Annotated in this window: 14 protein-coding genes; 6 read left to right on the top strand and 8 right to left on the bottom strand. The window is 69.1% G+C overall.

Features of this window, described 5'->3' with window-relative positions; translation table 11 throughout:
* Positions 1-85: 85 nt before the first annotated feature.
* Both ilvB and miaA read right to left on the bottom strand, forming a co-directional pair.
* Positions 86-1,843 (bottom strand): biosynthetic-type acetolactate synthase large subunit, encoded by a 1,758-nt coding sequence (gene ilvB / locus ACLBWH_RS17695; protein WP_447800168.1) that lies wholly within the window; start codon positions 1,841-1,843, stop codon positions 86-88.
* A gap of 64 nt (positions 1,844-1,907) precedes the next feature.
* A complete protein-coding gene (miaA, locus tag ACLBWH_RS17690) occupies positions 1,908-2,843 on the bottom strand; it encodes a tRNA (adenosine(37)-N6)-dimethylallyltransferase MiaA (RefSeq protein ID WP_447800223.1) in 936 nt (311 codons plus the stop codon).
* On the opposite strand from miaA, the gene serB reads away from it, so the two are divergent.
* Entirely contained in the window at positions 2,842-3,720 is an 879-nt protein-coding gene (serB, locus tag ACLBWH_RS17685) for a phosphoserine phosphatase SerB (protein ID WP_447800167.1), read from the top strand. The two genes, miaA and serB, sit on opposite strands and share 2 nt — an antisense overlap.
* A gap of 325 nt (positions 3,721-4,045) precedes the next feature.
* On the opposite strand, the gene ACLBWH_RS17680 is transcribed toward serB, so the two are convergent.
* The gene (locus ACLBWH_RS17680; RefSeq protein ID WP_447800165.1) at positions 4,046-5,044 is read right to left on the bottom strand and encodes an SPOR domain-containing protein; all 999 of its coding nucleotides are present in this window, start codon (positions 5,042-5,044) and stop codon (positions 4,046-4,048) included.
* Positions 5,045-5,194: 150 nt separating this feature from the next.
* Here ACLBWH_RS17680 and ACLBWH_RS17675 point away from each other — a divergent pair, with 150 nt between their 5' ends.
* Together ACLBWH_RS17675 and ACLBWH_RS17670 are read left to right on the top strand one after the other, a co-directional pair.
* Positions 5,195-5,914, top strand: coding sequence for an AAA family ATPase (locus ACLBWH_RS17675; protein WP_447800164.1), 720 nt, complete (start codon positions 5,195-5,197; stop codon positions 5,912-5,914).
* An 8-nt stretch (positions 5,915-5,922) separates the two neighbouring features.
* A complete protein-coding gene (locus ACLBWH_RS17670; RefSeq protein WP_447800163.1) occupies positions 5,923-7,170 on the top strand; it encodes a tetratricopeptide repeat protein in 1,248 nt (415 codons plus the stop codon).
* On the opposite strand, the gene ACLBWH_RS17665 is transcribed toward ACLBWH_RS17670, so the two are convergent.
* From ACLBWH_RS17665 to ACLBWH_RS17655, 3 genes are all read right to left on the bottom strand, one after another.
* A complete protein-coding gene (locus ACLBWH_RS17665; RefSeq protein WP_447800161.1) occupies positions 7,171-8,394 on the bottom strand; it encodes a dihydroorotase in 1,224 nt (407 codons plus the stop codon).
* The gene (locus ACLBWH_RS17660; RefSeq protein ID WP_447800160.1) at positions 8,391-9,374 is read right to left on the bottom strand and encodes an aspartate carbamoyltransferase catalytic subunit; all 984 of its coding nucleotides are present in this window, start codon (positions 9,372-9,374) and stop codon (positions 8,391-8,393) included. Before ACLBWH_RS17660 ends, ACLBWH_RS17665 begins: the two co-directional genes overlap by 4 nt.
* 237 nt (positions 9,375-9,611) lie before the next feature.
* A complete protein-coding gene (locus ACLBWH_RS17655) occupies positions 9,612-9,914 on the bottom strand; it encodes a HigA family addiction module antitoxin (RefSeq protein ID WP_447800158.1) in 303 nt (100 codons plus the stop codon).
* A gap of 117 nt (positions 9,915-10,031) precedes the next feature.
* Here ACLBWH_RS17655 and ACLBWH_RS17650 point away from each other — a divergent pair, with 117 nt between their 5' ends.
* The 3 genes from ACLBWH_RS17650 (at position 10,032) to ACLBWH_RS17640 (ending at position 11,291) form a co-directional block, all read left to right on the top strand.
* On the top strand, positions 10,032-10,403 hold the full coding sequence (locus ACLBWH_RS17650) for a hypothetical protein (protein ID WP_447800157.1): 372 nt from the start codon (positions 10,032-10,034) through the stop codon (positions 10,401-10,403).
* Positions 10,404-10,620: 217 nt separating this feature from the next.
* A complete protein-coding gene (locus tag ACLBWH_RS17645) occupies positions 10,621-10,887 on the top strand; it encodes an antitoxin (protein WP_447800156.1) in 267 nt (88 codons plus the stop codon).
* Positions 10,884-11,291, top strand: a complete 408-nt coding sequence (locus ACLBWH_RS17640) for a PIN domain-containing protein (protein ID WP_447800154.1) — start codon at positions 10,884-10,886, stop codon at positions 11,289-11,291. Before ACLBWH_RS17645 ends, ACLBWH_RS17640 begins: the two co-directional genes overlap by 4 nt.
* 123 nt (positions 11,292-11,414) lie before the next feature.
* Here ACLBWH_RS17640 and ruvX read toward each other — a convergent pair whose 3' ends face one another.
* On the bottom strand, positions 11,415-11,876 hold the full coding sequence (gene ruvX, locus ACLBWH_RS17635) for a Holliday junction resolvase RuvX (protein WP_322849031.1): 462 nt from the start codon (positions 11,874-11,876) through the stop codon (positions 11,415-11,417).
* Entirely contained in the window at positions 11,873-12,982 is a 1,110-nt protein-coding gene (locus ACLBWH_RS17630; protein WP_447800153.1) for a DUF3089 domain-containing protein, read from the bottom strand. Before ACLBWH_RS17630 ends, ruvX begins: the two co-directional genes overlap by 4 nt.
* Positions 12,983-13,038: the final 56 nt, after the last annotated feature.

Raw genomic sequence — 13,038 nt, 5'->3', positions numbered from 1 at the left:
AGGCCAGGGTCTCCCTGTTATATGAGCGCGCGCTTGGGGCACGAAACCCCAGCTTTAGCCGCGGTGACGGTCTGTTCTGGTTTGGTCAGACGAGGGCCTTGGCCTCGTCGTCCATCGTGCCGGACACTTCGTTGGCCTGAAGGATCATGTCGGTATGCGCCGCGCCCGACGGGATCATCGGGAAGCAGTTCGCCAGCTTGGCGACGCGGCAGTCGACGATCACCGGGCCGTCATGATCGAGCATCGCCTGGATGCCGTCGTCCAGCTCGCCCATCGTGTCGATGCGGATGCCCTTCCAGCCATAGGCCTCGCCGAGCCTGACGAAATCGGGCAGCGAATCCGAATAGCTTTCGGCATAGCGGCTCTCGTAGGTCAGCTCCTGCCACTGGCGCACCATCCCCATATATTCGTTGTTGAGAATGAAGATCTTGACCGGCAGCCGGTATTGCGAGGCGGTGGCGAGCTCCTGGATGTTCATCTGGATCGAGGCTTCGCCGGCGATGTCGATGACCAGCGCATTGGGGTTGCCGAGCTGCGCGCCGATCGCCGCGGGCAGGCCGTAGCCCATCGTGCCGAGCCCGCCGCTGGTCAGCCATTTGTTGGGCTTTTCGAAGCCGAAATGCTGTGCGGCCCACATCTGGTGCTGGCCGACCTCAGTGGTGATGATCGGGTCGCGGCGATGCGTCGCCTCCCACAAGGCGCGGACGGCGCGCTGCGGCATGATCGCCTCGCCGCTTTCAGGGAAGCTCAGGCTCTTCTTGGCGCGCCACCCGGCGATCCGGTTCCACCATTCGCCGGTATCGGGCTTGGGATGCTGGCGCGCCTTCCAGATGCGGACCATATCCTCCATGGCGTGACCGGCATCGGCGATGATCGCGAGATCGACGCGGACGTTCTTGTTCACGCTCGACCGGTCGATATCGATATGGACCTTGCGGCTGTTCGGGCTGAACGCGTCGAGCCGGCCGGTGACGCGGTCGTCGAAGCGGCTGCCGATCGCGACGATCAGGTCCGCCTGGTTCATCGCCATGTTCGCCTCATAGGTCCCGTGCATGCCGAGCATGCCGAGGAACTGGTCGGACGAGGCGGGGAAACAGCCGAGGCCCATCAGCGTCGACGTCACCGGCGCACCGGTGATCCGCGCCAGCTCGCGCAGCAATTGCGACGCCGCGGGACCCGAATTGATGATCCCCCCGCCGGTGTAGAGTATCGGCCGCTCCGCCGCGGCGAGCATGTCGACGAGCTGCTCGATCTGCGGCTGCGGTGCCTTCACCTGCGGGCGATACGTCTTGTGCTGGATCGGGCCGGGCTTGCTGTAGCGCGCGGTCGCGACCTGAACGTCCTTGGGGATGTCGACGACGACCGGACCGGGGCGGCCCGAGGTGGCGATATGGAACGCCTCGTGGATCGTCGCGCCGAGCGTCGCCGGGTCCTTGACCAGATAATTGTGCTTGGAACAATGGCGCGTGATGCCGACCGTATCCGCCTCCTGAAATGCGTCGGTGCCGATCAATGCGGTTGGCACCTGTCCGGTGATGACGACCATCGGGATCGAATCGAGCAACGCGTCGGTGATGCCGGTGACCGCATTGGTCGCGCCGGGACCCGAGGTGACGAGCACGACGCCGGGCTTGCCGGTCGAGCGCGCATAGCCCTCCGCCGCATGCGTCGCCGCCTGCTCGTGGCGGACGAGGATGTGCTTCAGCCGCGCGCCATTCGCATTGGCGCGGAACATCGCGTCATAGATCGGCAAGACCGCCCCACCGGGGTAGCCGAACACGACCTCCACGCCGAGATCGCACAGCGCCTCGACCAGGATGTCTGCTCCGCTCTTTTCGCCCACGGTCTGTCTCCAACGTTGCTGTACGGGAATGCTGCGGTGCGGTTAGCCGCCGGTCCGATACGGGTCAACCCTCTTCGCGTAACAAACTTGCTAATGAATAGATTAATTCGTTTGAATCTGTCTCGCACCGCCAGCTCTCCGGCGGTTGATTACGGAACCAGGTATACTGCCGCTTGGCATATCGGCGCGTGTCGAGTTGCACCTGCGCCACCGCGGCGGGGCGATCGACCGTCCCGGCGAGGAGGGCGGCGATCGGGGGGACGCCGATCGCCCGGCGGATCGGCGCGTCGGCCGGAACGTCGTCGCGTGCGAGCAGGACGGCGACCTCTTCGATCGCGCCGCCGTCGAACATCGCGTGGCACCGCGTGTCGATCCGTTCGAACAAGCGGTCGCGGTCGGGCAGCAGGATGGCGGCGGCAAGCGTGATCGTATCGCCGATCCCGCCGACGCGCTCGTGCTGCCATGCCGCCAGCGGCCGGCCGGTCGATCGCACCACCTCCAATGCCCGCGCGACCCGCGTCGTATCCGCCGGGGCGAGGCGGGCGGCTGCGGCCGCATCCTCGCCGGCGAGCAGGCGATGCGCCTCCGCGACCGGCAGCGCGCGCACCGCGACGCGGATCGCCGGATCGATCTCCGGCACCGGCGCGATACCGTCGAGCAGCGTGCGCAGGTACAGGCCGGTGCCGCCGACGAGGATCGGCAGCTTGCCCGCCGCCTGCGCCGCGGCGATCGCAGCGCGCGCTTCGTCGGCCCAGCGCGCGGCGGAATAACCGGCATCCGCGGCGTCGACATGGCCGAACAGCCGGTGCGGTACGCGTGCAGTCTCCTCGGCGCTCGGCCGGGCGGTGAGGACGGCGAGATCGGCATAGACCTGGCTTGCGTCGGCGTTGATGACGACGCCGTCGTGCGCCTCGGCAAGCGCGATCGCCGCGGCGGACTTGCCGCTGGCGGTGGGGCCTGCGATGAGCGCGACCCTTGGTTTGGGGTTGGAGACAGGCATGTTCACCGCGACGCTCATAGGCGAAACGCTCGGCGCAGGCGACCTGTCGGTAGCGACCGACCGGCTGGCGGCCGCGGGCTGCGTACCGGGCGCGACGACGTGGCTGGAGCCCGGCGTCGCCGCGGATATCGCCTTCGCCGGCGACGCGGATGCGGCGCGCGGCGCGCTGGAAAGCGTTCTCGCCCGTAGCGACGTCATCGTCCAGCCGACCGCCACACGGCGCAAGGCGCTGATCGTCGCCGACATGGATTCGACGATGATCACCGTCGAGTGCATCGACGAACTCGCCGATTATGCCGGCATCAAGGCGGAGGTAGCGGCGGTGACCGAGGCGGCGATGCGCGGCGAGCTGGACTTCGAGGGGGCGCTCGATGCGCGTGTGGCCTTGCTCGCCGGGCTGGACGAAGCGGTGATCGCGCAATGCCTCGCCGAGCGGGTGCGGATCATGCCGGGCGCGAAGGCGCTGGTCCGCACGATGCGCGCGCAGGGTGCGGCGGCGGTGCTGGTGTCAGGCGGCTTCACCCGGTTCGCCGAACCCGTCGCCGCAGAGATCGGCTTCGATCGCGCGATCGCCAACGTGCTGCTGATCGAGGACGGTCGGCTGACCGGCAAAGTCGCCAAGCCGATCGTCGGGTCGGCGACCAAGGAGGACACGTTGCTCGCCTGGATCGCCGAGCGCGGCATCGATCCCGCGCTGTCGCTTGCGGTGGGCGACGGCGCCAACGACCTCGCGATGATCAAGCGGGCGGGGCTGGGTGTGGCCTATCACGCCAAGCCGATCGTCGCCGCGGCAGCCGGCGCGCGGATCGATCATGGCGACCTGTCGACGCTCCTCTATGCGCAGGGGTATCGGCGCGCCGACTGGGTCGACGGATAAAGGCCGCCACGCGGAATTGCGGCGGACCCGACATTCACCATCGTCGGAAGCGAAAGGTCTAAACGACGATCGGGTTCGCGCGGAGGCGCGGAGGACGCAGAGCTGTTACGCTCGCCGCGTCGACGACTTTCTCGCCGAAGCCGGGGGCAAGATCGCGCTGAACCCCATGCGCTACACCTCTGCGTCCTCTGCGCCTCCGCGCGAACCATTCCTCCGTCACCCCGGGCTTGACCCGGGGTCCCGCTTTTTCCCGACAGCAATAAAAAGGACGCAGCGGGACCCCGGATCAAGTCCGGGGTGACGGGCTGAGGGCTGTCGATCGGATCTAAGGCGCGACGACCACGCATGCGACGCCTGCCGCCGCGCACGCCTTCTGCGCCGCCGCCTTTGATGCGAAGCCGCTCGCTTGCAGGCGGATCACGGTGCCGGCCTTGGCATAGACCGGCTGTGCGCTGCCGAGCTTGCCGCGGACCCGCGACCATTGCGTCTGCGCGTTCGCCTGCGTGCTGAAGGCGCCGAGCTGGATCTTCCATGCGCCGCCGGCGGGCGCCGCAGCGGGGCGGGGCGGGGCAGGGCGTTTCTCGTGCGGCGCGATGCGATCGGCGACCGGGCGGTCGGGCGACAGGTCCGCGGGGGCCGGCTTCGGGCGCGCCGGCGCCTTCGCCGGGGTGGCAATCGGAACGGTACCGCGGCGGGGGGCGGTGTTCTCGGCCGCCATCATCCCACCGCGGTCGGCGGCGGGCGGCCCGGCGCGCGATTCGGTCGCGTAGCGCTGCGCCAGTGCCGTGCCGCGCTGACGGTCGGCGGGCGTGATATATTGGTCCATCTGCGCCAGCGTTTCCGAGGCCGACTTCAGCCCCGCCTGCGACGCCAGCGTCATCAGCGCATAGGCGCGGGGATAGTCGCGGGGCACGCCGTCACCGTTGAACAGCATCGTGCCGAGCACCAACTGGCCGCGCGGCTCGCCGCGCCGCACCGACTTTTCGAGCCAGGGCGCGGCTTCCGCCTTGCGGCCGGCCTGGAACAGCGCGAAGCCGTAATTGTCCTCGGCCTGCGGATGGCCTTGCAGCGCCGCCTTGCGGAACCAGCTTTCCGCCAGCGCCGGATCGAGCGGCACGCCGCGGCCGAGCTTATACGCCTGGCCGAGGTTGAACTGCGCGTCGGCATCGCCCGCGACCGCCGGGCCGCGCCATTGCGCGACCGCGCCGGCGAAGTCGCCGCGGCTCCAGGCATCGACGCCCGCCTTGACCGCCTGCGCCCCGGCCGGTGCGGCACCGGCGAGGCTGGCCAGCAACGCGACCGCGATCCAACCGGTATTCCGCATGCTCGTCACCCTCTTCACCATATCGGTCGCATCATGCCCCGGACCGGCGCGCAGGCAAAGCCACATCGCGCAAAGCGCTACATTAACCGTCCGTTAGCGCTGTCCTGTCAGGTTCGCTTACGGTTTGACGGCACAGATTGAAGGGGGCCTATGCGCGTTCTCGCGATGGCATCGCAAAAGGGTGGTTCGGGCAAGACGACATTGTCCGGGCATCTGGCGGTGCAGGCCCAGATCGCCGGGCATGGCCCCGTGGTCCTCATCGACATCGATCCGCACGGCACGTTGTCCGACTGGTGGGGCGATCGTACCACGGCGTATCCCGCTTTCGCGCAGACCGTCGTGGCGCGGCTCCAGGCGGATCTGGAGATGCTGCGCCAGCAGGGGTTCAAGCTGGTGATGATCGACACGCCGCCGGCGATCACGCTGGCGATCCAGAGCGTCATTGCGGTCGCCGAACTGGTCGTGGTGCCGACGCGGCCGTCGCCGCACGACCTGCGCGCGGTGGGCGCGACCGTCGATCTGTGTCAGCGCGCCGGCAAGCCGCTGATCTTCGTCATCAACGCCGCGACGCCGGATGCCCCGATCAACGCCGACGCCGCGGTGGCGCTGGCGCAGCATGGCAGCGTCGCGCCGGTGACCGTCCACCAGCGCCCCGATTATGCCACCGCGATGATCGATGGCGGCACGGTGATGGAGGCCGATCCCGGCGGCCAGTCGGCGGCGGAGATCGCGCAGCTGTGGAGCTATGTCTCCGGGCGGCTCGAGACGAATTTCCGGCGTACCGTGTTCAGCGTGCCGACGGTGCATGGCGGAGGCTTCGGACCGCGCCCGGCAGCGGGTGGCTTCGGTCGTCGGGTGGTCGGAGCATGAGCGCGGTGATGGCTTCTGCCCCGCGGCTGATCCTGACCTTCGGCCTGTCCGCGCTGGTGCTCGGCGGATCGGTGGTCGGGTGTACCGGCGGCGGCGGGCGCATTGCCGCGGCGAGCGATCGCAACGACCGGATCGTCGCGCGGACCGCGACGCGGCACGCCGAGGAAGCGGCGCGGGCGCTGGCGAAACGCGATCCCGCCACCGCGATCGAACGCGCCGAGGCGGCGGTCGCGCTGGCGCCGCGGAATGCGGACTATCGGATGGTGCTGGGGCAGGCATATCAGCAGGCGGGGCGCTTCGCGTCGGCGCGCGATACCTTTGCCGAGGTGATGGAACTGACGCCGGGCAACGGCAAGGCGGCGCTCAACCTCGCGCTGGCGCAGATCGCCACCGGCGACTGGTCGGCGGCGCAGGCGACGCTGACGCGCAACGCGGCGATCATTCCGGTCGGCGACCTCGGCCTTGCCACGGCGCTCGCCGGCAATCCGGCCGGGGCGATCGCCACACTCAACGCGGCGGCGCGGGCGCCGGGCGCGGATGCCAAGGTGCGGCAGAATCTGGCGTTGAGCTATGCGCTCGCCGGCCAATGGGCGATGGCGCGGGTCGCGGCGGCGGCGGATATGTCGCCCGCCGATGTCGATGCGCGGCTGGAGCAATGGGCGGCGTTCGCGCAGCCGCGGGCGGCGTCGGATCAGGTCGCGAGCCTGCTCGGCGTGACCGCGGGGGCCGATGCCGGCCGGCCGGTGGCGCTGGCGCTCAACGCGCCGGTGCCGGTGATGCCGGCGCAGGCGGTGCCCGTGCGGACCGCTGCGGTCGAGACGCCGGTGCCGGCCTCGCCGTTCACGCGGGTGGTGTTCGCGCCGCCGCGCGAGGTGGCGCAGCCGCTGCCGACGATGCTGGTCCGCACCGTCGCGGCGCCGGTGCGGCAGGCGGCGGCGATGCCCGTCCGGGCAGCCGAGGCGGGCGAATGGTATGTGCAGATCGGCGCATACAGCAATGTCGCGGTCGCCAAATCGGGCTGGACCGATGCGACGCGGCGCTTCGCGGCGCTGACCGGGCAGCGGCCGACGGGGACGATGGTCGCGGCGCCGCAGGGGTCGCTCTACCGCGTGTCGGTGGGCGGGTTCAGCCGCGCCGAGGCGGACCGGATGTGCGGCCGCTATCGCGCCGAGGGTGGCGCCTGTTTCGTCCGCCGCGAGGCCGGCGACCGGGTCGCGCAATGGCTGCGCGCGCCGGTGCAGGTGGCGGCGCGCTGATCAGACCTCCCGGCCGGCCTTCCACAGCCTGAGCACCCGGCCCTGGACGGGCAGGCCGTCGAACGGCGTGTTGCCCGCCGAGGCGAAGGCCTCGCCGTCGACCTGCCAGGGGGTGTCGGTATCGAATAGCATCAGGTCGGCAGGCTTGCCGACCTCCAGCGTCCCCGTGTCGAGCCCGAGCACCTTCGCCGGATGGACCGAGAGCATCGCCAGCAATCGCTCGAGCGGCAGCACGCCGTCGCGGACCAGCAGCAGCCCGAGCGGCAGCAGCGTCTCCGCCCCCGCCATCCCCGCCGCCGAATCGACGAAGGGCAGGCGCTTCGCCTCCGGTCCGTGCGGGTCGTGGCCCGAGGAGAGGACGTCGATCGTCCCGTCCGCCACCGCGGCGCGTGCCGCCAGCCTGTCGCTCTCGCTGCGCAGCGGCGGCGAAAGGTGGGCGTAGGTGCGGAAGTCGCTCATCGCGATGTCCGACAGATGGAGATGCGCGGGGGTGATGCCGCAGGTGACGCGGACGCCGCGGCGCTTGGCCGCGCGGATCAGGTCGAAGGCGGCGGCGGTGGTCGCCTGGCGGATGTGGAGCCGCGCGCCGCTTTCCTCGGCCAGCATCAGGTCGCGCGCCACCGCCAGCGCCTCGGCCACCGCCGGCGCGGCGGGCAGGCCGTGCCGCGTCGCGGTCTCGCCGTCGGTCGCCACCGCGCCCGCGGTCAGCGCGCCGTCCTCGGCATGCGCGATCACCGCGATGTCGAGGTCGCGGGCATAGGACAGCACGCGCAGCATGACGCCGGTATCGGCGATCCAGCCGCGCCCGGTGCCCACCGCCCGCGCGCCGGCCGAGACGCAGATCGCCATCTCCGCCATGTCGGTGCCGGCGAGGCCCTGCGTCGCCGCGGCGATCGGGTGGATCCACAGATCGGGCTTGCCGATCAGCGCCGCGCGCTGGACGATGCCGGGATCGTCGAGCACCGGATTGCCGTCGGGCATCAGCGCGACGCGGACGATTCCGCCCGTTCGGCAGGCATCGCGGTCGACCTTGAACACGCCGAGGTCGACGATCCCCGGCGCCAGCGCCCGCCCGCCGCAATCGACCGTCACCGCGTCGCCGGGCAGTTTGAACGTGCCGCGTGCGACGATCACGCCGTCGCGGACCAGCAGCCCGCCCGGCGCGACGCCGGCGACGGGGCAGGCGAGCCGCGCGTCGAGGAAGGCGATCGTGCCCGTGCTCATGCCCAGCCCTCCACGCCGCGCGCGCGCCGGGTGAGCACGTCGAGACACGCCATCCGTACCGCCACGCCCATCTCCACCTGTTCGGTGATCGCCGATTGCGGCCCGTCCGCCACCACCGAATCGATCTCCACCCCCCGATTCATCGGCCCCGGATGCATCACCAGCGCGTCGGGCAGCTTCGCCAGCCGCTCCGGCGTCAGCCCGTAGCGCAGCCGATATTCGCGGCTCGACGGGATATAGCCGCCCGCCATCCGCTCGTTCTGGACGCGCAGCATCATCACCACGTCGGCGCCGACCAGCGCCGCGTCGAAATCGGTGAACGGCGTCACCCCCATCCGCTCGATCCCGGCGGGCATCAGCGTCGACGGCGCGCAGACGCGCACCTCGGCGGCGAGCGCGGTGAGCGCGAGGATGTTCGAGCGCGCGACGCGGCTGTGCAGCACGTCGCCGCAGATCACCACGCGCTGGCCGGCGATCGACCCCTTGCGGCGGCGGATGGTGAGCGCGTCGAGCAGCGCCTGCGTCGGATGTTCGTGGCGGCCGTCGCCGGCATTGAGCACCGGGCAATCGACCTTGTCGGCGATCAGCCGCACTGCGCCGCTCGCCATATGGCGGATGACGATGACGTCGGCGCGCATCGCGTTGAGCGTCTGCGCGGTGTCGATCAGCGTCTCGCCCTTCTTCACGCTAGACTGCGCCGCGTGCATGTTGACGACGTCGGCGCCGAGCCGCTTGCCGGCGATCTCGAAGCTCAGCAGCGTGCGCGTGCTGTTCTCGAAAAAGGCGTTGATCTGGGTGAGGCCGTCGAGCCGCTTGTCGGGCGCGGCATGGCTGCGGTTCGCCGCGACCCAGCTTTCCGCCTCGTCGAGCAGAAAGGCGATCTCATGCGGCTGGAGCCCGTCGATGCCGGTGAGGTGCCGGTGCGGGAAGACGGCGCCACCCTGGATCAGGGCAGCGGGGCGGTGGTCCGAACGGTTCATCAAGCGCGCCGGTTAGCGCGCAGGGCGGGTGGGGGCAAGCGGGGAGGCGCGATCCCGGGGCCGGTGAGATTGTGGCGGAATCGGGGCAACATGGACAAGATGGACACTTGAATGGAAACGATCCGGCCCGATCGTTTCCGTTTTGGTGATGATGCGGGTCGACGATGCGAAAGAGCAAGCGGGGCGTAGCAGAGGGGGCGGGGTGTAGGACAGGGGCAGGTCGGCGACTATCTCCGGTCAGGCGGCTTGCGCCACCCGCTCGACCTTGATGTCGTCCTGATGCTCGCGCAGCAGCGCCAGATCGTAGGCGAGTTGCATACGCAGCAGCGTATCCGCCTTGATGCCGAACGCTTTCTCGAAGCGCAGCGCCATATCGGGGGACAATCCGCCGTGGCCGTTGAGCAGGTTGCTCAGCCCCTGACGCGATACACCGAGGTGCTCGGCGAGCGCCTTCACGGTGATGCCGTGCGGCTCGACGACTTCGGTCTTGAGCCAGTCGCCGGCGTGCACCGCGAGCGACGGATGCAGTCTAAGTGCCATGATAATCCTCCAGATCCATGCGCGAGAAGCGGGTTTCCTCTCCCTTGGCTTGCGGCGCCATAATTGTATGGTTGTTCAAGATGCCGGTACAACCGAGCAGAAACAGGAGGCAGTGGAATGATGGGCATGTCGAACCGACTGGTGGCACTCCTTGCCGCTGCCGCGATCGCATCGCCGGTTCTGGCCAAGCCGTCGCAGTTTCCGGCGCCCGTTGGAGTTACTTTGCTGCTCCGCGATCAAGCCATTGGCTGTTATCGGGGGTACAGCTTCTCGACGTCTTCGACCTTGAAGGACGTCGTCGACCATTATGATCGGCAGGCGAGGAAGTCCGGCCTGAACCGTTCCGCGGTTCAGCAACGTCCCGGGTTTCACTTCTCGACCTATAACGATGCGTCCGGATTTTCTTTGAGCGTAGCTGTAAACGCTCAATCGAAGCCGACCACGGCCACCGTCATGTACCGCGAGGGCAAGGGCCCAATCCGCTGCTGATGTTCCTGCCGATCCGCGGAGAAAGGCCGTCGTCGAGAAGAACCTGCCCTGACGAGGCCATTTCGCAAGTCATCAACGATCTTGACGTATCACCAGCGCATCGATCGGCGCTTGCAGGATGTGCGCCACAGCGGCGGTCGATAGCGCAGCGGTACCGACATTTGAAGAATGGCCGCATCCTTGGTATATACATGGCATATACAATGGAGGTTGCGAGATGGCCAAGCCCGCCCCGAGTCGCGACGTCCGCGAAGCGAAGCTGTTCCGCAACAACCGCAGTCAGGCCGTCCGCATTCCAGCGGAGTTCGAATTTTCCGGCAGTCGTGTCCTGATCCACAAGGAGGGTGATCGTCTCATCATCGAGCCCGAACCCCGGCCCAACCTGCTCGACACGCTTCGATCCCTGTCCCCCCTCGATCCTTCCGATGCGTTTCCCGACGATCTCGACGCGCCGCTGCTGCTGCTCAGGGATATCGATCTATGAGCCGGACCCGCTATATGCTCGACACCAACATCGTGTCCGATCTGGTGCGCAGCCCTCAAGGCCGGGTCTTCGAACGGGTGGCAGCTCACGGCAGCGAGGCGATGTGCGTCAGCATCATCACCGCGGCCGAGTTGCGCTACGGATGCGCGAAGAAGGGTTCGCCCCGACTGGTCGCACAGGTGGAGGCCATCCTTGCGAGCATCGACATTCTGGCCCTCGATGTCCCCGCCGACGCGGAATATGCGGGTATCCGCGCCGGACTGGAAGCTGCCGGCAAACCGATCGGTCCGAACGACCTTCTGATTGCGGCGCACGCTTACGCCGTCGGCGCAACGTTGGTTACTGGCAACGTCGGGGAATTCCAACGTGTTCGCGGTCTGCGCGTCGAAAACTGGATCGGTTGATCGAGTCGAGCGAAATCGCCTTACCGGGGTCTGATCGTTTTCGGGAAAAGTGGTGCTGCCTGGCGGTGCATATCGCAATGCGCGTTCCGGTAACCGGACGGCCGGCAACTCACCACACCCCCCCTAAACCATCACCAGCGCGTCGATCGCCGCTTGCAGGATGTGCGCCGCGGCGAGGTTGTCGATGCGCTCGGCGCGTTTGGCGCGGCTCATGTCCTGTTCGATCATCGTGCGCTCGACCGCGACCGTCGACCAGCGTTCGTCCCACAGCAGGATCGGCAGGCCGAGGTCGTCGCAATTCCTCGCGAAGGCGCGGGTCGACTGGCTGCGCGGGCTCTCGCTGCCGTCGAGGTTGAGGGGGAGGCCGAGGACCAGACCCTTCACCTGCTGCGCGGTGGCGAGCGCGACCAGCGCGGCTTTGTCCTTGGTGAATTTGGTGCGGCGGATCAGCGCGGCGGGGCTGGCGAAGCTCCAGCCGGCGTCGCATACGGCGGTGCCGATCGTCTTGCTGCCGAGGTCGAGGCCGAGCAGCCGGCCGCCGGTCGGCAACGCCTCGCGGAAGACGGCGCGGTCGGGGGTGATCATCGCTTCGCCCCGAAGGCGGCGAGGCGGCGCTGCGCGTCGGCGCGGACGTTGGCCCAGAACAGGCTGTAATCGTAGACGTGGTAATTGTTGCCGGGCAGCACGTAGCTGCCGACCTCCGGCGGCGCGCCGATCAGCAGGATGCCGCGCGGGCCGCAGCGCGCCGGCACCGCGCCCGGCGCGATGCTCGCGCTGCTGAGATCGGCGGAGGGATAGAGCGTGCCGAGATTGGCGGTCGCGGGGGCGTCGGCGCCGGCGGTACCGGTCAGCGGATTGGTGCAGACCATGTCGGTGCCGCGGCGCGGGCGGCCGTCGAACCCCTGCGTCTGGTCGTAGAGGTCGGTGATCTGTTGCGGGTCGGCGGGCTCGGCGAAACTCTCCCACGACAGCAGGCAGCGCGCCTGGTCGGGACGGGTGCATTCGGGAAGGCCGAGCGCGGCGAGGTCGGTGGTCTTCGACACCGGCCAGCCGACGACATAAGCGGCGACGATCCGCTTCGCGATCGGCTTGCCGGCGATCTGCTCGCGCAGCAGGCGGGTGAGGTGGAGCGCGCCCTGGCTGTGGCCGGCGAGGATGATCGGCCGCTTGGGATCGACCTGTTCGACGAAGGTGGCGAAGGCGGCGGCGACGTCGCCGTAGGCGAGGTCGAGCGCGCGATTGGCGTCGGCGACGCTGGTCAGGAAGGCGCCGAACGTCGCCTGGCGATAGCGCGGCGACCAGATCTCGCCGGCGGCGTTGAACGCGCTCGCCTGGCCGCGCAGGAAGATCGCGGCACGCGCGTTGGTCTCGGCATCGTCCAGCGTCGCGTTCCAATGGTCGCGGCCGATGTACGAGGTCGGGTGGATGAAGAAGACCGCGGCCCCGGGGCTCGGCTCGGGCGTGTAGCCGGCGGGGGTCCACAGCGCGGGGTTGGCGGGGATGTCGGGACGGGCGATCCACATCGCGCGATCGGCGTAGCGCTCCGGAGCGACGCGCGGCTGCGCCTTGAACGCCTCCGACGGGACCAGCGCCATGCGCAGGATCTCGACGCCGTACAGGCGGTAGGCGAAGGCGCCGGCGATGACGAGCGCGATCAGGAACGCGAAGACGTAGAGAAATTTGCGGGCCAAGAATGGGGTGTCCGGGCAGGGCAGGGAGCCCGTCTGATGGACGAGGCCCGGCGAAG

Source organism: Sphingomonas sp. M6A6_1c (assembly GCF_053345135.1).
Note: the sequence above shows the minus strand (reverse complement) of the source record. Positions and strands in the feature narration are given on the sequence as shown.

What these genes read in the sequence shown, in the direction of transcription:
- miaA (WP_447800223.1), bottom strand. Translation starts at nt 2,843, where the DNA reads ATGCCTGTCTCCAACCCCAAACCAAGGGTCGCGCTCATCGCAGGCCCC.
- ACLBWH_RS17640 (WP_447800154.1), top strand. Translation starts at nt 10,884, where the DNA reads ATGAGCCGGACCCGCTATATGCTCGACACCAACATCGTGTCCGATCTG.
- ACLBWH_RS17680 (WP_447800165.1), bottom strand. Translation starts at nt 5,044, where the DNA reads ATGCGGAATACCGGTTGGATCGCGGTCGCGTTGCTGGCCAGCCTCGCC.
- serB (WP_447800167.1), top strand. Translation starts at nt 2,842, where the DNA reads ATGTTCACCGCGACGCTCATAGGCGAAACGCTCGGCGCAGGCGACCTG.
- ACLBWH_RS17660 (WP_447800160.1), bottom strand. Translation starts at nt 9,374, where the DNA reads ATGAACCGTTCGGACCACCGCCCCGCTGCCCTGATCCAGGGTGGCGCC.
- ACLBWH_RS17655 (WP_447800158.1), bottom strand. Translation starts at nt 9,914, where the DNA reads ATGGCACTTAGACTGCATCCGTCGCTCGCGGTGCACGCCGGCGACTGG.
- ACLBWH_RS17650 (WP_447800157.1), top strand. Translation starts at nt 10,032, where the DNA reads ATGATGGGCATGTCGAACCGACTGGTGGCACTCCTTGCCGCTGCCGCG.
- ACLBWH_RS17675 (WP_447800164.1), top strand. Translation starts at nt 5,195, where the DNA reads ATGCGCGTTCTCGCGATGGCATCGCAAAAGGGTGGTTCGGGCAAGACG.
- ACLBWH_RS17670 (WP_447800163.1), top strand. Translation starts at nt 5,923, where the DNA reads ATGGCTTCTGCCCCGCGGCTGATCCTGACCTTCGGCCTGTCCGCGCTG.
- ruvX (WP_322849031.1), bottom strand. Translation starts at nt 11,876, where the DNA reads ATGATCACCCCCGACCGCGCCGTCTTCCGCGAGGCGTTGCCGACCGGC.
- ACLBWH_RS17645 (WP_447800156.1), top strand. Translation starts at nt 10,621, where the DNA reads ATGGCCAAGCCCGCCCCGAGTCGCGACGTCCGCGAAGCGAAGCTGTTC.
- ACLBWH_RS17665 (WP_447800161.1), bottom strand. Translation starts at nt 8,394, where the DNA reads ATGAGCACGGGCACGATCGCCTTCCTCGACGCGCGGCTCGCCTGCCCC.